At 65.5% G+C, this 18949-nt stretch carries 20 protein-coding genes; 12 read left to right on the top strand and 8 right to left on the bottom strand.

From position 1 onward, the window contains the following. Positions 1 to 76 precede the first annotated feature (76 nt). Together hisC and QUV11_RS10485 are read left to right on the top strand one after the other, a co-directional pair. Positions 77 to 1177 carry a histidinol-phosphate transaminase gene (hisC, locus tag QUV11_RS10490; RefSeq protein ID WP_300882408.1) on the top strand — a complete coding sequence of 367 codons (1101 nt, stop codon included), beginning with the start codon at positions 77 to 79 and terminating at the stop codon, positions 1175 to 1177. After that, complete coding sequence (locus QUV11_RS10485; protein ID WP_300882406.1) at positions 1174 to 2085, top strand: prephenate/arogenate dehydrogenase family protein; 912 nt, start codon at positions 1174 to 1176, stop codon at positions 2083 to 2085. Before hisC ends, QUV11_RS10485 begins: the two co-directional genes overlap by 4 nt. Positions 2086 to 2294: 209 nt before the next feature. Here QUV11_RS10485 and QUV11_RS10480 read toward each other — a convergent pair whose 3' ends face one another. Together QUV11_RS10480 and QUV11_RS10475 are read right to left on the bottom strand one after the other, a co-directional pair. Next, positions 2295 to 3716 carry a M24 family metallopeptidase gene (locus tag QUV11_RS10480; protein ID WP_300882405.1) on the bottom strand — a complete coding sequence of 474 codons (1422 nt, stop codon included), beginning with the start codon at positions 3714 to 3716 and terminating at the stop codon, positions 2295 to 2297. A gap of 33 nt (positions 3717 to 3749) precedes the next feature. After that, on the bottom strand, positions 3750 to 4460 hold the full coding sequence (locus tag QUV11_RS10475; protein WP_300882403.1) for an HAD family phosphatase: 711 nt from the start codon (positions 4458 to 4460) through the stop codon (positions 3750 to 3752). Positions 4461 to 4603: 143 nt separating this feature from the next. On the opposite strand from QUV11_RS10475, the gene QUV11_RS10470 reads away from it, so the two are divergent. The 9 genes from QUV11_RS10470 (at position 4604) to QUV11_RS10430 (ending at position 12728) form a co-directional block, all read left to right on the top strand. After that, complete coding sequence (locus QUV11_RS10470; RefSeq protein ID WP_300882401.1) at positions 4604 to 5716, top strand: MlaE family lipid ABC transporter permease subunit; 1113 nt, start codon at positions 4604 to 4606, stop codon at positions 5714 to 5716. Next, positions 5713 to 6561 carry an ABC transporter ATP-binding protein gene (locus QUV11_RS10465; protein ID WP_300882398.1) on the top strand — a complete coding sequence of 283 codons (849 nt, stop codon included), beginning with the start codon at positions 5713 to 5715 and terminating at the stop codon, positions 6559 to 6561. Before QUV11_RS10470 ends, QUV11_RS10465 begins: the two co-directional genes overlap by 4 nt. A gap of 80 nt (positions 6562 to 6641) precedes the next feature. Beyond that, positions 6642 to 7589 carry an MlaD family protein gene (locus tag QUV11_RS10460; protein WP_300882396.1) on the top strand — a complete coding sequence of 316 codons (948 nt, stop codon included), beginning with the start codon at positions 6642 to 6644 and terminating at the stop codon, positions 7587 to 7589. An 11-nt stretch (positions 7590 to 7600) separates the two neighbouring features. Beyond that, positions 7601 to 8227: an ABC-type transport auxiliary lipoprotein family protein gene (locus QUV11_RS10455; RefSeq protein WP_300882394.1), complete on the top strand. Its 627-nt coding sequence runs from the start codon at positions 7601 to 7603 to the stop codon at positions 8225 to 8227. 43 nt (positions 8228 to 8270) lie between these two features. Next, positions 8271 to 8693, top strand: a complete 423-nt coding sequence (gene ribH / locus QUV11_RS10450) for a 6,7-dimethyl-8-ribityllumazine synthase (protein WP_300882392.1) — start codon at positions 8271 to 8273, stop codon at positions 8691 to 8693. A gap of 75 nt (positions 8694 to 8768) precedes the next feature. Beyond that, on the top strand, positions 8769 to 9401 hold the full coding sequence (locus QUV11_RS10445) for a glutathione S-transferase (protein WP_300882390.1): 633 nt from the start codon (positions 8769 to 8771) through the stop codon (positions 9399 to 9401). A gap of 54 nt (positions 9402 to 9455) precedes the next feature. Next, positions 9456 to 10382, top strand: coding sequence for a hypothetical protein (locus QUV11_RS10440; protein ID WP_300882388.1), 927 nt, complete (start codon positions 9456 to 9458; stop codon positions 10380 to 10382). Between the two features lie 53 nt (positions 10383 to 10435). Next, a complete protein-coding gene (locus QUV11_RS10435; RefSeq protein ID WP_300882386.1) occupies positions 10436 to 11371 on the top strand; it encodes a DMT family transporter in 936 nt (311 codons plus the stop codon). Positions 11372 to 11492: 121 nt separating this feature from the next. Continuing rightward, positions 11493 to 12728, top strand: a complete 1236-nt coding sequence (locus tag QUV11_RS10430; protein ID WP_300882384.1) for a NupC/NupG family nucleoside CNT transporter — start codon at positions 11493 to 11495, stop codon at positions 12726 to 12728. A 6-nt stretch (positions 12729 to 12734) separates the two neighbouring features. Here the strand turns inward: QUV11_RS10430 and QUV11_RS10425 are convergent, their stop codons facing one another. Both QUV11_RS10425 and QUV11_RS10420 read right to left on the bottom strand, forming a co-directional pair. Next, entirely contained in the window at positions 12735 to 12953 is a 219-nt protein-coding gene (locus tag QUV11_RS10425) for a hypothetical protein (protein WP_300882382.1), read from the bottom strand. Positions 12954 to 13011: 58 nt separating this feature from the next. Continuing rightward, entirely contained in the window at positions 13012 to 13338 is a 327-nt protein-coding gene (locus tag QUV11_RS10420; protein ID WP_300882380.1) for a DUF962 domain-containing protein, read from the bottom strand. Positions 13339 to 13373: 35 nt separating this feature from the next. Between QUV11_RS10420 and QUV11_RS10415 the strand changes: the two genes are divergently transcribed. Continuing rightward, a complete protein-coding gene (locus QUV11_RS10415; protein WP_300882378.1) occupies positions 13374 to 13775 on the top strand; it encodes a gamma-glutamylcyclotransferase in 402 nt (133 codons plus the stop codon). Between the two features lie 7 nt (positions 13776 to 13782). On the opposite strand, the gene QUV11_RS10410 is transcribed toward QUV11_RS10415, so the two are convergent. The 4 genes from QUV11_RS10410 to QUV11_RS10395 all read right to left on the bottom strand — a co-directional run bounded on the left by QUV11_RS10410 (position 13783) and on the right by QUV11_RS10395 (position 18853). After that, positions 13783 to 14589: a DUF4198 domain-containing protein gene (locus QUV11_RS10410; RefSeq protein WP_300882376.1), complete on the bottom strand. Its 807-nt coding sequence runs from the start codon at positions 14587 to 14589 to the stop codon at positions 13783 to 13785. Next, positions 14586 to 15308 (bottom strand): hypothetical protein, encoded by a 723-nt coding sequence (locus tag QUV11_RS10405; RefSeq protein ID WP_300882374.1) that lies wholly within the window; start codon positions 15306 to 15308, stop codon positions 14586 to 14588. Before QUV11_RS10405 ends, QUV11_RS10410 begins: the two co-directional genes overlap by 4 nt. Before the next feature lie 13 nt (positions 15309 to 15321). Next, positions 15322 to 16533 carry a toxic anion resistance protein gene (locus QUV11_RS10400; RefSeq protein WP_300882372.1) on the bottom strand — a complete coding sequence of 404 codons (1212 nt, stop codon included), beginning with the start codon at positions 16531 to 16533 and terminating at the stop codon, positions 15322 to 15324. A gap of 145 nt (positions 16534 to 16678) precedes the next feature. Further along, positions 16679 to 18853 (bottom strand): ATP-binding protein, encoded by a 2175-nt coding sequence (locus QUV11_RS10395; protein ID WP_300882370.1) that lies wholly within the window; start codon positions 18851 to 18853, stop codon positions 16679 to 16681. Between the last annotated feature and the right edge of the window lie 96 nt (positions 18854 to 18949).

The following is an 18949-nucleotide window of genomic DNA, read 5'->3' as shown; positions in this document are numbered from 1 at the left end:
TGGCGCCGCGCGCCGGTCCTCCCCGCTCTGGCGCGCCTCTTCCCTCGCCGGGCAACTCACGCTATGCGCGCGGGCCATGACCAGTCTTCCCCAGCCCAAAGAATGGATCGCCACGATCCACGCCTATGTCCCCGGAAAATCGACGGGAGACGACGGCCGCCCGTTGATCAAGCTATCGGCGAATGAAAACCCGTTGGGAACGTCTCCTGCCGCGCGTGTCGCCCGCTCGCAGGGGGCAGCGGCCGATCCTGCGCTGTATCCGGATCCCGATAGCCGCGCCCTGCGCGAGGCGATCGGCACGCTGCACGGGCTGGACCCTGCGCGGATCGTGTGCGGGACCGGGTCTGACGAACTGCTCAACCTCGCGGCACAGGCCTATTGCGGGCCGGGCGATGAGGTCGTGTACGTCCGCTACGGGTTTTCGGTGTACGACATCGCCGCGCGGCGATGCGGCGCCACCCCGGTTGTTGCGCCAGACAACTTCTATGCGACCGATGTCGATGCGCTGCTCGCCTGTGTCACCGATGCCACCCGGGTGGTGTATCTTGCCAACCCCAACAACCCCACCGGCACGCTCACCCCGCGCGCCGAGGTCGCCCGGTTGCACGCCGCGCTGCCCTCGCATGTGCTGCTGGTGCTCGATCAGGCCTATGCCGAATATCTCTCGCCCGACGACGACGATCTCGGGCTCGATCTGGCGCGGGCGCATGGCAATGTGCTGGTGACTCGGACCTTCTCGAAAATCTACGGGCTGGCCGGCGACCGCATCGGCTGGGGCTATGGATCGCAGGCCATCATCGATACCCTCAACCGGATCCGCGGGCCGTTCAATGTCACGCTGACCGGGCAGGCTGCCGCGTTGGCGGCGCTGGCGGACCAGGACTTCGTGGCCCGATCGCGCGATCACAATGCCCGCTGGCGGCAGTGGCTGGCGGACGAGATCGCGCAGCTCGGCAATCACGGGCTGACCGTAATCCCCAGCCATGCCAACTTTCTGCTGATCCTGTTCGAGGGCGCGGTCAGCGCCGAAGTCGCTTTCACCGCGCTGATGCAGGCGGGCTATATCGTCCGCTGGCCCAAGGGGCAGGGACTGGGCCACGCGCTGCGGATCACCATCGGGCATGAAGCGGACATGCGCGCCATCGCCGCGGTGCTGCGCGATCTGGTGGCGGCATGAGCGAGGATTTCGCCAACGTTGCGATCGTCGGCCTGGGGTTGATCGGATCGTCGATCGCCCGCGCCATCCGCCTGTCCCTGCCCGACACCCAGATCATGGGCTATGACCGCGATGCGGGCGTGTGTGCGCGGGCGCAGGCGATCGGCTTGTGCGACAGCTACCACACCGCCTTCGGGCCCGAGCTTGCCGATGCGCAGATGGTGATCCTGTGCGTGCCGGTCGGCGCGATGGCCGCCGCGGCAGCCTCGATGGCGCCGCATCTCTTGCCCGAGACGGTCATCTCCGATGTCGGATCGTGCAAGGCGAGCGTGCTCACGGCGTTGCGCGGCGCCTTGCCGCACGCGATCATCGTGCCGGCACACCCGGTGGCAGGGACCGAGAACAGCGGCCCCGAATCGGGCTTTGCCTCGCTGTTCAAGGGGCGCTGGTGCATCCTTACCCCCGATGCCGATTCCGATGCCGCCGCGTGCGCGCGCGTCGCTGCGTTCTGGCAGGCGCTGGGCGCGAACGTCGAGACGATGGACGCCGCGCACCACGATCTGGTGCTCGCGGTCACCAGCCATCTGCCGCATCTGATCGCCTATACGATCGTCGGCACCGCCAGCGATCTGGAGGGCGTGACCCAGAGCGAGGTGATCAAATACTCCGCCGGCGGTTTCCGCGACTTCACCCGCATCGCGGCAAGCGATCCGGTGATGTGGCGCGACGTGTTCCTGTCGAACAAGGATGCGGTGCTCGAGATGCTCCAGCGCTTCTCGGAGGATCTGTCGGCGCTGCAGCGCGCGATCCGCTGGGACAAGGGCGACGAGCTCGAGGAACTGTTCACCCGCACGAGGGCCATCCGCCGCTCGATCATCGAACAGGGCCAGGACGACGCCAAGCCCGATTTCGGCCGCGAGCATCCTTAAGCGGGTTGAGTATTGCGCGATCGCCTCGCTGCAAGGCACGAAGTTTTGTCGGCGGCTATTGCAAGCGAGGAAATCCTCCCCTGCAAGGGGAGGTGGATCGCCATAGGCGAGACGGAGGGGTGTCCGCTCCCGCGATAGGGATACACCCCTCCACCATTCGCTGCGCGAACGGTCCCCCTCCCCTTGCAGGGGAGGATTTTACATCGCGCCTATTCGCCGGACGAAAAAGCCTCAGGCGCCTCCACCGGCCCATCCGCAGCCCCGCGGATCAGGTGGAACCTGTCCTGTCGTCCGTCCAGATAGCGCACCTGCTCGCCGTCGAAGACCATGTCTTCCTCGGTGCGGAACGATACCGCCTGGTTGCCCCATTCGGGGACGTTGTTGGTGACCGCAAGCTCGATCGACCAGGCGGTGTTGGCGCGCACGAGGTATCGCCCGGCCGGGCTGCTGTCCTGATTGTCCCAGAAACCGATCGCGGGCCCCGCGCCGTGGCCGTGAAAGCCGATCGGGTGCGAATAGATGCTCGGCTGATAGCCCGAGGAGATCGCGCGCGCGCGGGTTGCGGCGAGCAGATCGTTGCCGGTCAGGCCGACGCGGAACTCTGCCGTCAGCATGTCCTGCACCGCATTATTGGCGGCAAGCCCGGCCTGCAGGCCCTGCGGCGCCTCGGTCTCGCCGGGTTTCAGCACATAGGCAAGGTGCTGGGTATCGGTGTTGAGCCCCAGATAGGTGATGCCGAAATCGGTCCACAGCATGTCGCCGGGCTGGATCACCGCATCGCCGGTGAGCTCCGCCGACTGGCCTGCGCGGAAGATGTTGAGCGAAGGGTGAAACCACACCTTGAGCCCCAGCGCGCTGACCTTCTCGCGCATCCACCATTGCACGTCCTCGGCGGTGGTGGTGCCCGGCGTGATGACCTTGTCGGACAAGGCCTCGGCGATGATCGCGTGCGCGGTGCGGACGATCGAGGGATAGACCTCCAGCTCGGCGGGGATGCGGCTTTCCAGCCAGCCGATGGCAAGCGGTCCGGCGGGCACGATGCGGTCGCGCATCTCTTCGGGCAGCGCAGCGATGAAGTCTTCGTGCTGGCTGTGGGTCAAGCCGTCTGCGAGCGCGGTCTGCCCCGAGATATTGAGCGCGATCTTCTGCGGGTTGCGCTCGGCGATGACTTCGGCAAGCCGCTTCCACTGGTCGGGCTCGGTTTCGGGCACCCAGACCGGGGCGAACATGTCGGCCAGGCCATAGCGGCTGACCGTCAGTCGCTCGACCGGTCGACCCTCGCCCGGATCGAAGAACACCAGGACCGTGCGTCGCCGCGCGTGCATCGAGCTCGCATCGAGCATGGTCGCGACGACGGGATCTTCCACATATTCGCGCGCAACTAGCACCCACATGTCCACGCCCTGTTCGCGCATCAGCGTCGGCACCACGGTTTCCAGCCGCTGCGCAAGCCACGCGTCGCGCAGCTTGGCCTGCTCGCGCAGCGGCAGGATCGCGGGGTAGGCGGGCGCTTCGGCCTCGGCGGCGTTGCCCGGCGCCTGGGCCAGCGCGGTGGCAGGGGCGATAACCGGTGTGCTCGCCAGCACGGCGGCTGCGATCCATGACGTCAAGGCGGTGGTGGTGTGTTGCATGCGGCTCCCCTGCGGCGTGTCGATGGAAATAGCCTAGCCCGGCAGGGTGGGCAATGCCACCACATGATCGCCGCCCGCGGGCCAGTCGAGTTCGGGCCAGCCCTTCTGCCGCGCCACCAGCCGCATCGGCAGATAGGCGTTGGTGACAAAGGCCTCGTCGCTCAGCTCGAGCATCGGCAGGTCCGACAGATGATCGGAATAGCAGCGGATGTGGCAGGCGGCGCGGTCCAGGCCGTTGCGCGCCATCCAGGCCATCATCATCTCGGCCTTGTGCGGGCCATAGCAATTGTGCCCGGCAATATGCGGCTGCACCCGCCCGCGTGAGGCGGTGAGATCGGTTGCGATGACATCGTCGACCCCCAGCCGACGGGCGATCGCCTCGACATACAGCCGGTAGGATGCGGTGGCGATGACGATGCGATACCCTGCGGCGCGGTCGGCGGCGATCTGCGCCAGCGCGCCGGGCCGGATGTTCTTGGCGAAGACGAACTCGGCATGCGCGGCCATCGGTGCGGCGAGGCCTGCCAGGCGCAGGCTGCCCAGCAGCAGCCGCTGGTTGATCTGCTTGAGCTTGTCGCGCCTGACGATGCGCATCAGATAGCCCAGCCCGGCAAGCGCGGACAATGGCAGCAGCAGCAGCCGTTTGGGGTCATGTCGCAGCGCCATCCACAGCAGAAAGCGCGCATACGTGGGGTGGACGGTAATCGTCCGATCCATATCGTAAAAGGCGATCCGCTCCCGCACGCTTCAGGCCATAATGGCAAATGGAAATGAGACAAGCGTGGCGTTGCATCCTGCGCACGCACAGGCGATCGTTCCGCGCTGCGGCAAAGCGTGTGCCAAGATGCTTGTGATCGCTGGCTTTATCGCACAAAGAGGGCAGCGATATGGGTGTCCCGGCCGATTTTTCTGTTGAAGAGCGCAGCGAGACCGGCGCGGTGCTGCGCTTTTCCGGCGATCTCGATATCGCCACCATCGGCCCGATCGACAAGCGGCTGAACGCCTTAGACCAGACCATTGCGCTGATCGACATGGCCGATGTCGGGCATATCGATACCGTGGGCGCCTGGATCGTCCACCGGCTGGCGCGCGACCATGGTTGCGAGATCACCAATCTCAGCGAATCGGGCAGCAGGCTGGTCGAGGCTGTGGGTAAATCGGATCCGGGCGACGTCCCAGCACCACAGCGGCCCAACGTCGTAACCCGCACCGTCAGCAGCGTGGGCGAGGGCACCATACTTGCCTTCAGCTCGATGGTGGGCATGCTCAGCTTCTTCGGGGCGCTGGTGCGGGCGATACTGTCGCTCGCCGTGCACCCGCGCCGCATCCGCTGGGCCGCGATGGTCCGCCATTTCGAACTGGTCGGCGCCTCGGCGCTCGGCATCGTCGGGCTGATGAGCTTCCTGATCGGCATCGTCATCGCACAACAGGGCGCGGTGCAGCTGCGCCAGTTCGGTGCAGAGGTGTTCACGGTCAATCTGGTCGGGCGGCTGACCATCCGCGAGCTGGGCGTGCTGATGACCGCGATCATGGTCGCAGGCCGCTCGGGCAGCGCCTTTGCTGCACAGATCGGCACGATGAAGCTTACCGAAGAGGTCGACGCGATGCGCACCATCGGCATCTCGCCGGTCGAGGCGCTGGTCATGCCGCGCGTTGCCGCTGCGGTGCTGATGATGCCGCTGCTCGGTTTCTACTCGATGATGGTCGCGATGGTCGGCGGCGCGTTCCTGTGCTGGGTCGTGCTCGAAATTCCGCCTGCCACCTTTATCGTGCGCATCCAGGAAGTGGTGCCGATCACCGATTTCTATGTCGGCATCATCAAGGCCCCGGTGTTCGGCCTGATCATCGCGCTGGCGGGCTGCTATCAGGGCATGCAGGTGCGCGGCAATGCCGAGGAGGTCGGCGCGCGGACCACGGCAGCGGTGGTCCAGGCGATCTTCATGGTCATCGTGCTCGATGCGTTTTTTGCGGTGTTCTTCACTGAGATCGGCTGGGGATGAGCGCGGCGCGGGAAAAGGAATGCGATGTCGCCATCCGCATCACCGGGCTGACCAACAGCTTTGGCGAAGATGTGGTGCATGAAGACCTGTCGCTCGAGGTTCGCCATGGCGAAATCCTGGGCGTGGTCGGCGGATCGGGCACCGGCAAATCGGTGCTGATGCGCTCGATCATCGGTCTGCAGACCCCCGATTCGGGCAAGATCGAGGTGCTCGGCGAATCGATGCTGGAGGGCGAGGAGGAGGATGTCTCGATCCGCAGCCGCTGGGGCGTGCTGTTCCAGGGCGGGGCGTTGTTCTCGACATTGACTGTCGCAGAAAACGTGATGGTCCCGCTGGCCGAATTTTTCCCGCGGATCGATCGCAAGCTGCGGCGCGAGATCGCGCTCTACAAGATCGCGCTGAGCGGACTTCCCGCAGACGCTGCCGACAAATACCCATCCGAACTTTCTGGCGGCATGAAGAAGCGCGCCGGGCTTGCACGCGCGCTGGCGCTCGACCCGGACCTGCTGTTCCTCGACGAGCCAACGGCCGGCCTGGACCCGATCGGCGCGGCGCGCTTCGACGAGCTGACGCGCGAGCTGCAGCGTACTTTGGGCCTGACGGTGTTCCTGATCACCCATGATCTCGATACGCTGCACGAAATCTGTGACCGGGTCGCGGTGCTGGCCGATCGCAAGGTGATCGCCATCGGCACCATTCCCGAGCTGCTCGCCACCGACCATGCGTGGATCCAGGAATATTTCAACGGTCCGCGCGGCCGCGCCGCGGCGGTCAGCCATGCAGACGAGGAGCGGCGACAGAACCGGCACCCCGCACAGACCAAGAGCCGGGGGTTCAAGCGATGACGCTAGATCATTCCCTGGGGAACGACCGCGCCGCATTGGCGGTAGACAGCATGAAAAGATCAGGGGCATAACGCAACGCCATGGAAACACGCGCCAATCACGTCTGGGTGGGGACCGTCACCCTGGTGCTGCTCGCAGGGATCGCTGCATTTGTGATCTGGCTGGCCGGGCTGGGTGACAATGACCGCAACCGATACGACATCTTCTTCAAGACGTCGGTGGATGGCATCGCCAAGGGGTCGGTGGTGGCCTATTCGGGCGTGCCGTCGGGCCAGGTGACCGAGATTGCGCTGTGGGCCAAGGACCCGCAGTTCGTGCGTGTGCGGATCGAGGTGAACAACCAGGTTCCGATCCTCGAAGGCACCACCGCGACGATCCAGGGCGTGGGCTTTACCGGCGTGTCGCAGATCCAGCTCGATGGCGCCAAGCAGGGCGCACCGCGGATCACCGAGCCGGGGCCCGAGGGCGTGCCGGTAATCCCGACCAAGCCCGGCGCGCTGGGCGAGCTGCTCAACAACGCGCCGCTGCTGCTCGAACGGCTGGCGACGCTGACCGAACGGTTTACGCAGGTGCTGTCGGACGAGAACCAGGCATCGATCGCCGTGCTGCTGAAGAACTCCGGACGCCTGACCGGAGAGCTGGCCGAGACCGGACCGCAGATGCGCGCGGCGCTGGCCGAGTTGCGGGTGACCCTGACCAAGGCCGGGGTTGCCGCCGAGCAGCTCGGGCTGACCGCGCAATCGACCAAGGACGTGCTCGATTCCGAAGGCCGCCCGCTGGCCAGGCAGCTTGCCAAGACGATGGCAGAGACCGACCGCACGCTCGCCAAGCTGACCGAGACAATGGAAGAGGCACGGCCGGGCCTGCGCCAGTTCTCGACCACGACGCTGCCCGAGACCGAAGCGCTGGTGCGTGACCTGCGGGTGACCGCCAAAGCGCTGTCGTCGATCACCGAGAAGATTGATCAGGAAGGCGCGAGCAGCCTGATCGGCACCCCGCCGCTGCCTGACTACAAACCGAAAAACTGAAAGGGCAAGCCATGACCGCGATGCCGACACGCCGTTCCAGCCGCATGATCCAGATGGCCCGCCCGGTGCTTGCGTCCGCAGCGACGCTGGCGCTGTTGGGCGGATGCGTCAGCCTGGGCGGCAAGGCTCCGCCCCAGCTGCTCACGCTGACATCCGATGCTGCGCCCACGGCGGGGTCGATTTCCTCGGCATCGGTGACCGAGGCGATCATCGTCGATGTGCCCACGGTCGAGCGCACGCTCGATCAGGTGCGGGTGCCGGTGCAGGTCAGCGACAGCGCGATCGCTTATGTCGAGGACGCGGTGTGGGCGGACAAGCCCGCGCGGCTGTTCCGCGGCGTGCTGGCCGAAACGCTCGCCGCAAAAAGCGGCCGGCTGGTGCTCGATCAGGTCGAGACCGGATCGGAACGCGGCATGATGCTGTCGGGCCAGTTGCAGCGCTTCGGCTATGACGAGGCGGCGCGTGCGGTGGTGGTGCGCTATGACGCGGTGATCCGCAAGCCGGGCAGCCCCTTGCGCAAACAGCGTTTCGAGGCGAGCGAGCCGGTGGCGACGGTCGATGCGGTCAGTGTCGGTTCGGCGCTCAACCGCGCCGCCAACACCGTTGCGGGCGAGGTTGCGGCCTGGGCCGTTAACTGACATTGGGCCGACCAAGCTCAGGCATTTTACAGGATACCCGGTTATGGCTCTTTTTCTCATCGTCGAAGCGCGTTTCTACGATCATCTCAACGACCTGCTGATCGAAGGCGCCAAGGCCGCGATCAAGAAGGCCGGGCACAGCTTCGAGGTGCTCACCGTTCCCGGCGCGCTCGAAATCCCTGCCGCGATCGCCATGGCGTCGGACACCCAGCGGTTTGACGGCTATGTCGCGATCGGCGTGATCATCCGCGGCGAGACCTATCATTTCGAGGTGGTGTCCAACGAAAGCGCGCGCGCGATCATGGCGCTGACGCTCGACGGCATGCCGATCGGCAACGGCATCCTCACCGTCGAGAACGAGGCGCAGGCGCTGACCCGCGCGAAGATGACCGAGAAGGACAAGGGCGGCGACGCGGCCCGCGCCGCGATCGCGATGCTCGAAATCTCCGAGCGTCTGGCAGGCTGAGCCGTCAGCCCATCGCCGTCATTCCCGCTTGCGTGGGGGTGACGCGGGAGCAGGTGATGCTGTAAGCCTTTGTGCATGACCGACCTGCCCATTCTCTACAGCTTTCGCCGCTGCCCCTATGCCATGCGCGGCCGGATGGCGTTGCTGGCGAGCGGGCAGGCGGTCGAACTGCGCGAGGTGGTGCTGCGCGCCAAGCCGCAGGCGATGCTCGATGCCTCGCCCAAGGGCACGGTGCCGGTGCTGCTGCCGGGCGATGGCGAGGTGATCGCCGAAAGCCTCGACATCATGCGCTGGGCGCTGCGGCGCGATGACCCCGAGGGCTGGCTGGCGGGCGATGACACCGCGGTGATCGCGGCCAATGACGGGGCGTTCAAGCAGCATCTCGACCGCTACAAATACCCGTCGCGCTATGACGAGGACCCGCTCGCCCATCGCGAGGCGGGGCTTGCGCATCTGGCCGATCTGGAGGCGCGGCTTGGCCAGAGCCGATATCTGTGCGGCGACAATCGCACCCTGGCGGATATCGCCCTGTTCCCCTTTGTCCGCCAGTTCGCCGCGACCGATGCCGACTGGTTTTCCGGCCAGACGCTTGCCGGTGTGCACCGCTGGCTGGGCGCGCTGGTGGACTCGGATCTGTTCGCACGGTGCATGGTGCGGCTGCCGCCATGGCAGCCGGGGGATGAGGCGACAGTCTTTGCGGGGAATTAACCCGATTTGGTGTAGCCTTGCGGGCACGATTCGTCGCTCGACAGGTGCTTGCTCTTGCTGAAGAAAATCCTGCCTTTTCGTCTGCACACCCGCATAGCCCAGCGGCGGCACGATGCTGCCTGCCGCCCGGTGCTGAATACCGCGCCGATCGTGCCCGCCGACGACGGGCTGGTGATCTTCTCGATGATGGGCACCGCGGTGCTGTTGCCCTATCTGATCGCGGTCAAATCGCTGTGGACCCATTTGCGGCGCGGCCGGGTGGCGATCCTGTCGGACGGAACGCTGACCGCGGACGATCGCGCGGTGCTGGCCCATCATTGCGGCAACCCGCAGATCATCGATATCGCCGATGTCGACACCACCGGCTTTCCCACCGGGGGCACCTGGGAACGGCTGCTGACGATCCTCGACATGCGCCGCAACGGCTATGTCATCCAGCTCGACAGCGACACCGTGACGCTGGGGCGGCCCGATGCGGTGATCGAGGCGATCGAGGCCAATGTCAGCTTCACCCTGCTGGGCGGCGCCGAGTGGGAAATCGGCGCACGCACCTGCGTGGCCTTCACCCCGCCCGCCGATGTTCCTGCATCAGCCGAAAACCATATCCAGACCCGGATGGAGCGCGTGCTTGCGCAGATCGCCGAGGCCGAAAGGCTGCGCTATATCCGCGGCTGTTCGGGGTTTACCGGATTTTCCCGTGGCGCGGAAGGCCGCGGGCTTGCCGGCGATTTTGCGCGCGAGATGCAGCGGCTTCTGGACGCCGAGGCGATGCACGAATGGGGCACCGAGCAGGTCGCCTCGAGCTTCGTCATCGCCAATGATCCCGGTGCGCTGCTGCTGCCGTATCGCCATTATGGCAATTATTGGGGTGCGCCCTGGGACGCCGATTGCCGTTTCATGCACTTTGTCGGGGCGCATCGCTATGACGGCAGCGCCTATCGCGATGCCACCGCTGCAGCGCTTGCGCTGATGGATCGCTAAGCTGCGCCTGACCGCTGGACACGCCTGCGATCCGCGGCGATAGCGGCGCTGATATGGCTTCCGGACCCCTGTCTTCCACCGCCGTCACGGCTGCACCGCTCGCCGCGATGGCGGCGTGTGCGGGGGGCATGCTGTTCTTCGGCGCGATGGACACCGCGATGAAGGCGGTGACGATCGATATCGGTGTCGTCGCGGCGCTGTTCTGGCGCTGCATGATCGGATCGCTGATGGCGTTGGTGGTCTTCCTTGCCAGCGGCAGACGCGCGCTGCCGCGCGGGGCTGCGCTGCGGCTGCATCTGCTGCGCGGCACGGTGGTCGCAGGCATGGCGGTGCTGTTCTTCTGGGGTCTGGCGCGCACGCCGATGGCCGAGACAATCGCGATCACCTTCATCGCGCCGATCATCGCGCTGTTCCTGGCAGCGGTGGTGCTGAAGGAGCGCATCGGCAAAGGCGCCATGATGGCCTCGGCACTGGGACTTGCGGGGGTCGCGATCATCGCGGGCGGACGGCTGAGCTGGCTCGGCGGTGGCGGCGGCGAACAGCAGGGCGTCGCGCAATGGCCAGGCATCGCTGCGATCACCGGCTCGGCGGTGCTCTATGCCTGGAACCTGGTGCTCCAGCGCCAGCAGGCGCAGGTCACCAGCCCGCAGGAGATCGTGCTGGTGCAGAACCTGATCATCGGCTTCTGGATGGGGCTGGCGATGCCCTTTGCCGGCGGCATGCCCGGCGATCAGGTGCTGTCGGCGCCGCTCGCCTGGGGCTTGCTGGCGCTGGCGGCGATGCTCGCCATCGTCTCGCTGCTGCTGTTGTCCTTCGCCTATGCGCGCGCGGAGGCGCAGGCGCTGGTCCCGCTGGAATACAGCATGTTCATCTGGGCGGCGCTGTTCGGCTGGCTGGTGTTCGACGAGACCATCGGCTGGACCACGCTGGCAGGCGCGGCCCTGATCGTTGCCGGCTGCTGGCTGGTGGCGCGCCAGTCGCGAGCGTGATCGCACGCAATCGCCTCGGCGCAGCGCGCACAGTTCACGCTTCCCCCGTCGCGGCAATCTGGCTAGGCAGGACCGGGGACAATCCAGACCAATTCCACAATCGGGGGCACGGGCGCAACGCATGACACGGATTTTGCTGGGACTGGCAGGCATAGCGCTGATCCTGTCGATCGCGCTGCTGCTGTCCAACAACCGCCGCGCCATCCGGCTGCGCGTGGTCGGCGCGGCGTTCGCGTTGCAGGCGAGCATCGCGGTGCTGGTGCTGTATGTGCCCGCCGGCAAGACCGCGATCCAGGCGATGGCGCGCGGCGTCTCCAACCTTTTGGGCTATGCCCAGGCGGGAACCAACTTCATCTTTGGTCCGCTCGCCAGCCCCGATGTCGGCGGCAACAGCTTCGCCATCGCCGCGCTGCCGGTGATCATCTTCTTCTCGGCGCTGGTGTCGATCCTCTATTATCTCGGCATCATGCAGCGCGTGATCCAGTGGGTCGGCGGCGCGATCCAGAAATTGATCGGCATTTCCAAGGTCGAAAGCCTGTGCGCGGCGGCGAACATCTTTGTCGGCCAGAGCGAATCGCCCCTGGTGATCCGCCCCTATCTTGCGGCGCTGAAGCCCTCGCAATTGTTCACGGTGATGAGCGTTGGCATGGCCGGCGTCGCAGGGACCATCCTGGCGGCGTATGCGGCGATGGGAATCCGCATCGATTTCCTGCTCGCCGCAGCCTTCATGTCCGCGCCCGGCGGCATCCTGATGGCCAAGATCATCATGCCCGATGATCCTGCCGATGCGAGCCCCGAGGCGGTGATGCCGCTCGATGTCGAATATGAGGACGAACGCCCGGCCAACGTCATCATGGCAGCAGCCATGGGCGCGCAGACCGGAGTCAAGCTCGCGGTGGCGGTCGGCGCCATGGTGCTGGCATTCGTGGCGCTGGTGGCGATGGCCAACGGCCTGCTCGGCGGGATCGGCGGCTGGTTTGGCCTGACCGACCTATCGTTCCAGATGCTGGTCGGCTATGTCTTCGCCCCGATCATGTACCTGATCGGAGTGCCCTGGGACGAGGCGTTGCGTGCAGGCGGGCTGTTCGGCACCAAGATCGTGCTCAACGAGTTCGTCGCATTCATCGATCTGGGCGGCGCCGATTCCGGCTTGTCGGCGCGCACGGTCGCGATCGTGACCTTTGCCTTGTGCGGTTTCGCCAACTTCTCGTCGATCGCCATCCAGATGGCGGTGACCGGGGGGCTTGCCCCCAGCCAGCGCCCGATGATCGCGAGGCTCGGTCTCAAGGCGCTTGCCTCGGGAAGCCTTGCCAATCTGATGAGCGCGGCGCTGGCGGGTTTGCTGATTACGGTGTGATGCGGCTCAGGGCTGGATCGACGATGGCGGGTCGGAGGCGTCCATCGAATCGTCGAGCGCCTCGTCCAGATCGTGTTCGCTGACGTCATCCTTGTCGACGTCCGGTTTCGCCTCATGGTCATCCTTGTTCAGGCTGGTGTGCTTCGCCCCGGCGCGCTGGGCGGTCTCTTCGGTGCAATCGACGGGATCGTTGGCGGCGGACTTGGGGTCATGTTGATCGGTCATAAGACTCTCCTTGGTGATGAGCCTACGTCGGTGGTGGCCGCCGGTTCCGTCGCCGGGATCAGCGCACCCCGGCGCGTTTGAGTTCGGGACCCAATCGTCCGGTCAGCCACAGCCCCCACATCTTGAAGTCCGCCGCCAGCGACCACAGCGGATAGGTGAACGTCGCGGGCCGGTTGCGCTCGATCCGCCAATGGCTGATCCACGCAAAGAAATACCCCGCCAGCGGCATCGCGGCGAGCAGCAGCCAGCTGCCGGTGAACAAGGCCGCCAGCCCCAGCAGCACGACCAAGGACGTTCCGGCATAATGCCATGCGCGGGTAGCTGCTCTGCTGTGCTCGCTGAGGTAATAGGGCCAGAATTCGGCGAAGCTGGTGTAGCGTTGCATATCGATGTTCTCCTGACGCCATGATAGGCAAAGCCATGCCCGCCCGCCAAGCCCCCGACCTGCTTTTCGTCTATGGCACGCTGCGCCGTGGCAGCGATCATCCCAATGCGGCGCGGCTGGCGCGCGAGAGCGACTGGCTGGGCACCGCGAGCCTTACCGCAACGCTCTACCGGGTCAGCTGGCATCCTGCGCTGGTGCTGGAAGGCTGCGATGCCGTGACCGGCGATCTGCTGCGACTGCACGATGCCGCCGCCAGCCAGCCGTGGCTTGACGCTTTCGAGGGATGCGCGGCGGACGATCCGCTCCCCCATGACTATCGGCGAGAGACCGCGAAATTGGTCACCCAGCGCGGTACGGCCACCGCGCTGGTTTATGTCTGGAACTTGGCCGTGGACGGGCTGGAGCGGATTGCGTCGGGCGACTGGCTGGCGGGCTAGTCTAACGTCAGAAGCCGAAGCTGAGGCTGGAAAACAGGGTATCGTACTCGGCTTGCGCGTTGTCTTCGATCGGCACTGACCAGACCAGGCTGATCTTCCAGTTGCCTTGGCGGGGCATGGCAAAAGACGCGCGGCCATCGGCGTCGGTGCGTTGCTCGATCTCGCCGGCCGGGTTGGAGAGGCTCTCCATCCGCAACAGGGCTCCTGCCAGAGGCCGCCCGCGAAAGCGCACCTCCACCGGCATCGCATCGCCTGTGGCGCAATGCGGATTGATCAGCGGCACGATTTCCAGTGACAGGCCGACCGGTTGCAGCACGTGCGGCGAGCAGGTCTTGCCGATCTGTACCAGTGCCTTGGCACGGCGGGCATAGAGTTCGCGGCCGTTGGTTCCAGGTGTCGGGAGAGCGGCACGGTGCGCAGCGACGGCGCTCAAGCCTTCGTGCGCAACATATTCGTCGAACGCCTTGGCTTCCAGGTCGCTGAGCGCGGGCGTGGTTTCGAACGTCAGGATATGCGTTCCTGCGCCCGCGAAAGGCACAACGGAATCGTGCCATTCCATGCTGTCGGGCGGGGCCAGCAGATCGGTCCTGTCGGTGATCGTGCGGTCGGGCGCGATGGTGCGGAAGGCGACGACACGTTCGGGCCGCACTTGCCATGGCTCGGGCTCGGCTCCGGTGCCCACGCGCATGTCGACCTGAAGCTGATCTCCCTCCGAAAGATGCCAGCGATCAAGCGAAAGCCAGAAATCGTGAGCAATGGCTGGCTGCGCGGCGGTGGCCAGCACGGCCAGCATGGCGAACCTGCGCAGCCTCATTGCGCGTCGGCAACACCATCGTATTTCAGCTCGAGAAAGCGGCCGCGGATCGCGAGCTTGTCGGCGTCGCCTTCGGAGATGGTGCGGGTGGCACTGGCGATCTCGCGTTCGATGACGCCAAGGCCATGGAGCAACTGCTCATCCGGCGTGCGCTCGCCGCGCTTTTCCTGGCGCATGGCTGCAGGGATCTTGCGATAGCCGGTGATCAGCTCGGGCAGGTGTTCGCCCACCAATTTGCGGATTTCGCGCGCGGGTTCGCTGTTTTCCTCGAGCGTCTGCAGTTGCGGTGCGAGCATATCGAGCTGGACGCCGATGTTGTCGATCAGGTTGACCGCGGGCGCGGGCAAAGCGGGGCGCTGGCTTTCCAGCCAGATCTCGGTCTTGCCGGCGAGCACCTTGAGCGGCTCCTTGGCGAGCTTCTCGGGCGTGGGGACGCGCAGCTTCATCGAACTGCCCAGCACCACGGTCGCGACGACCATGGCGAGCACGGTCAGCAGCACGCCGTAAAAACCGATACCGTTGATGATCGCGCCGACCACGCCAGCCGCAACCAGGATGACGCCGATGCTGATCGCGATCGCCGCGATCTTCTTCCACAGATGCTCGCGCTTCAATGCGCGCGACTTGCTGCCGATCGAGGGGCCCATCTGCACCCGGCGCCTGACGGCGGCGGCATCGGCGAGGATCTGGTCGGATTGGCTGGTCAGGGATTTGCTCATGCGTGCGGCTGCCTTACGCCTCCAGCGAGCTTAGCAGCGACGGGCCCGAAGACGCGCCGCTTCCGCCTGCCTGCGATGCACCCTCGGCGCGCGCGATATAGCCCTTCGATTTCTCGACTTCCTTGCTCAGCGTGTCGACGGTGGTCTTCATGCTGTCCAAGGCCTTGATCTTGAAGGTGTCGATATTGTCCATCGTGTCATAGATGTTCTGGAACGCGCGCTGCAGCGTTTCGACGGGGATCGTCGCCGATGCCGCCTGCTCGTGGATCTTGGCGGTCTGGTCCTTGAGCATCGTTCCGGTCGAATCGATGATGTTGGCGGTGGTGGTGTTGAGCGCGGTGATCTGGTCGAGCACCAGCTTCTGCCCGACCAAAGCCTGCGCCACGGTCACCGCGGTGCGCAAAGCAGCCACGGTGGTGGTGCTGGCGCGGTCGACGCCCTTGACCAGTTCGACGTTGTTCTTCTTGACCAGATCGAGCGCAAGATAGCCCTGCACCGTCACCGCCATCTGGGTGAGCAGGTCCTGCGTGCGCTGGCGCACATAGAACAAGGCGGTTTCCTTGATCGCCTTGGCCTTGGCCGGATCGGTCATCTCGAGCTCGGCCGCCTTGCCCTCGAGCCGCGCGTCGAGCGTCTTGGAGACGTGGATCATCTGCTCGAGCTTGCCCATCGCCGCCCACAGATTCTGCCGCTCGACGTCTATCGCGGCATTGTCCATCAGCAGCTCGTCCTTGCCGCTCTGCAACGCGCCGAGGATCGACTGGATGTGCCCTTGCGAGCTTTTGTAGCTGTCGAAATAATCGCGCATCTTGTTGCCGAACGGGATGACGCCGAACAGCTTCTTGCGGGTGAACAGATCGCCCTTCTTGCCGGGGTCCAGGTCCTCGACCGTGCGGCGCAGCTTGGCGAGATCAGCACCGACCGAATTGTCGCTGTCCATCGCGCGCACCGGGCGATCGAGAAAGCGGTTGGACTGGCCCGCCGCCTCGCCGATTTCCTTGCGGCCCATATTGGTGATCTGGTCGACGCGCTTGCCGAACTCGGGCGAGTTGACATCCTGTGCCACCAGATCGGCTATGAAGCCCTCGACCTTTTCGTCGAGCTTCGACCTGACGTCCTCGGAAACCGGGACGAGCCCGGTGGCGTCCGCAGCCGCCACCACGGGCACCGGATCGGGCGCCTCCAGCGTCAGTTTCTTGTCCGCAATCGCAGTTTGCGTTGCCATGCCGTATGCGCTCCCGTTCCAGCTTTCCGCCCAAAATGAGGCGAGTTGCCCTTGCAGGCAAGCGATAAGTCTTACTGTGTTAAGATATCAATACAGTGAGAAAGTGCAAGGGGCATGCGGTGTGCGGCGGGGATCACCTCGCAAATCATGACAGGGTGAGCATCTGCCGCACCTTGATGGCGAGCGTGTCGATCTGGAACGGCTTGGTGAGCATGTCCATGCCGTGATCGAGGAAACCGCTGCGCACCGCGGCCCCCTGCGCATAGCCGGTGACGAACAACACCTTGAGTCCCGGGCGGTCCTGGCGCGCGATTTCCGCGAGCTGTCGGCCGTTGAGTCCGGGCAGGCCGACATCCGAGATCAGCAGATCAATTTTCCGGTCTGACTGCAGGATAGACAAGGCCCCATCGGCGTCGTCGGCCTCGCACGCGGCGTAGCCCAGCTCGTCGAGCACGTTGACGATCACCATCCGCACCGCGGCATCGTCCTCGACCACCAGCACGGTTTCACCGGTGCCTGCAGGCATCGCTGCGGCGCGCGGTTCGGCTGGGGCGATGGGAGCGTCGCTGCACGGCAGGAACAGCTTCACGCTCGTTCCCTTGCCCAGCACCGAATACAGGCGGACATGCCCGCCCGATTGCTTGAGGAAGCCGTAGATCATCGACAGGCCGAGCCCGGTGCCCTGGCCGATCGGTTTGGTGGTGAAGAACGGCTCGAATACCTTGGTCATGGTCTCTTCGCTCATCCCCTGGCCGTCATCGGAGACGCTGAGCACGACATAATCGCCTGGTTGGAGGTCTTCGCCGGTGTCGGAAAAGCCCTTGTCGAGCTGCATCGTGGTCGTCTCGATGGTCAGATGGCCGCCGTCGGGCATCGCATCGCGCGCGTTGATGCACAGGTTGAGCAGCGCGCTTTCGAGCTGGTTGGCATCGGTGCTGGCGGGGCGCAGGGGTTTGGCCAGCTCGATCGCCATATCGACCTGTTCGCCCAATGTGCGGCGCAGCAGGTCCTCCATGCCACAGACGAGCTGGTTGACGTCGGTCGGCCGGATGTCGAGCGACTGGCGCCGCCCGAAGGCGAGCAGCCGCGCGGTCAGCGCGGCGGCGCGCTGGGCGGAGGTTTCGGCGGCATCGAGATAGCGCCACACCTGCTGGGTCTTGCCCGAGTCCAGAAAGCGACGGATGAGATCGAGGCTGCCGATCACACCGGTGAGCATGTTGTTGAAGTCATGCGCGAGGCCCCCGGTGAGCTGGCCGATCGCCTCCATCTTCTGCGACTGGCGCAAGGCTTCAGCCGTGGCCTCGCGCTCTGCCACAACCTCGGTGACCCGCTCTTCCAGCGTCTGGTTGAGCTCGTGCAGCTCCTGCTCCGATTTCCGTCTTGCCGTGATATCAGTAAACAATGCTGCGACCTGCCGGTCCTCGGGCTTACCGATGCGGAAGGCATGGACATCGAACCACCGGTTGCCGAGCCCGGTGGCGAGGTTCTGCACGCGCACCGACTGGCCGGTGCGGGCGACATCGCCATACACGTCGAACCAGTATTGGTCGTGCGACGGGACCATGTCGCGGATCCAGCGGCCCTGCGCATTCTCCAGCCCGGTGTGCGTCGCAAAGGCCCTGTTGACCTCGAGGAACCGATAATCGGCCCCGCGACCGTGTTCATCATAGCGCATCTCGAACACGCAAAGCCCTGCGTCGATCGCGCTGAACAGATCGAGATAGCGCGTCTCGCTCTGGCTGCGCGCCTCTTCGGCAGCGATCCGGCGGGCGTTTTCGGCTTCGAGCACCATCGACCGCTCGTCGCGCTGGACGATGGCCCGGCGCAGATCGAGCTGGGTCATCACCTGGCGCGCCAGCACCTCGAGCGTCAGCCGCTGGCGCTCGGTGACGCCGTCGGGGCGCGGTGCGCGGTCGAGCACGCACACCGTGCCCAGCGGCAGGCCTTCCTCGGTCTTGAGCAGGGCGCCGGCGTAGAAGCGCAGGCCGCCCTCGACGTTCACGAGCGGATTGTTGCGGAACCGGTCGTCGAGCAGCGTGTCGGGCACGATGAACAGATCATCCTGCAGGATGGCATGCGCGCAGATCGAGACATCCAGCGGCAGCTCGCGTGCGCCGATGCCGACCTCCGCCTTGAACCATTGCCGATCGGACGCGATCAGGTTGACCACGGCGATCGGGGCATCGAAGACGTCGCTCGCCAGCCGGACGATGTCCTCGAATTCAGCCTCTTTGGGGGTGTCGATAATGCCGTAGCGCAGCAGCGCAGCCAGCCGATCGGTTTCGGTCCAGCCCGTGGCAGGACTGCAGACTGGCGGCATCGATGTCACGATTTCACAGCCAACACGATTTGCCCCGCTAGATCACGCATTCCGTCCGCACCCAACCACTCACCGCGCATAGCGTTCCATTCGCGT

It is taken from the genome of Blastomonas sp. (assembly GCF_030373265.1).
Lineage (GTDB): Bacteria > Pseudomonadota > Alphaproteobacteria > Sphingomonadales > Sphingomonadaceae > Blastomonas.
The sequence above is the reverse complement of the archived record's forward strand: the minus strand, read 5'-3'. Positions and strand labels throughout refer to the sequence as shown.

What these genes read in the sequence shown, in the direction of transcription:
- QUV11_RS10425 (WP_300882382.1), bottom strand. Translation starts at nt 12,953, where the DNA reads ATGACCGATCAACATGACCCCAAGTCCGCCGCCAACGATCCCGTCGAT.
- QUV11_RS10445 (WP_300882390.1), top strand. Translation starts at nt 8,769, where the DNA reads ATGACCGACCTGCCCATTCTCTACAGCTTTCGCCGCTGCCCCTATGCC.
- QUV11_RS10455 (WP_300882394.1), top strand. Translation starts at nt 7,601, where the DNA reads ATGACCGCGATGCCGACACGCCGTTCCAGCCGCATGATCCAGATGGCC.
- QUV11_RS10415 (WP_300882378.1), top strand. Translation starts at nt 13,374, where the DNA reads ATGCCCGCCCGCCAAGCCCCCGACCTGCTTTTCGTCTATGGCACGCTG.
- QUV11_RS10465 (WP_300882398.1), top strand. Translation starts at nt 5,713, where the DNA reads ATGAGCGCGGCGCGGGAAAAGGAATGCGATGTCGCCATCCGCATCACC.
- QUV11_RS10470 (WP_300882401.1), top strand. Translation starts at nt 4,604, where the DNA reads ATGGGTGTCCCGGCCGATTTTTCTGTTGAAGAGCGCAGCGAGACCGGC.
- hisC (WP_300882408.1), top strand. Translation starts at nt 77, where the DNA reads ATGACCAGTCTTCCCCAGCCCAAAGAATGGATCGCCACGATCCACGCC.
- QUV11_RS10435 (WP_300882386.1), top strand. Translation starts at nt 10,436, where the DNA reads ATGGCTTCCGGACCCCTGTCTTCCACCGCCGTCACGGCTGCACCGCTC.
- QUV11_RS10405 (WP_300882374.1), bottom strand. Translation starts at nt 15,308, where the DNA reads ATGAGCAAATCCCTGACCAGCCAATCCGACCAGATCCTCGCCGATGCC.
- QUV11_RS10420 (WP_300882380.1), bottom strand. Translation starts at nt 13,338, where the DNA reads ATGCAACGCTACACCAGCTTCGCCGAATTCTGGCCCTATTACCTCAGC.
- QUV11_RS10460 (WP_300882396.1), top strand. Translation starts at nt 6,642, where the DNA reads ATGGAAACACGCGCCAATCACGTCTGGGTGGGGACCGTCACCCTGGTG.
- QUV11_RS10480 (WP_300882405.1), bottom strand. Translation starts at nt 3,716, where the DNA reads ATGCAACACACCACCACCGCCTTGACGTCATGGATCGCAGCCGCCGTG.
- ribH (WP_300882392.1), top strand. Translation starts at nt 8,271, where the DNA reads ATGGCTCTTTTTCTCATCGTCGAAGCGCGTTTCTACGATCATCTCAAC.
- QUV11_RS10395 (WP_300882370.1), bottom strand. Translation starts at nt 18,853, where the DNA reads ATGCCGCCAGTCTGCAGTCCTGCCACGGGCTGGACCGAAACCGATCGG.
- QUV11_RS10485 (WP_300882406.1), top strand. Translation starts at nt 1,174, where the DNA reads ATGAGCGAGGATTTCGCCAACGTTGCGATCGTCGGCCTGGGGTTGATC.
- QUV11_RS10430 (WP_300882384.1), top strand. Translation starts at nt 11,493, where the DNA reads ATGACACGGATTTTGCTGGGACTGGCAGGCATAGCGCTGATCCTGTCG.
- QUV11_RS10410 (WP_300882376.1), bottom strand. Translation starts at nt 14,589, where the DNA reads ATGAGGCTGCGCAGGTTCGCCATGCTGGCCGTGCTGGCCACCGCCGCG.
- QUV11_RS10400 (WP_300882372.1), bottom strand. Translation starts at nt 16,533, where the DNA reads ATGGCAACGCAAACTGCGATTGCGGACAAGAAACTGACGCTGGAGGCG.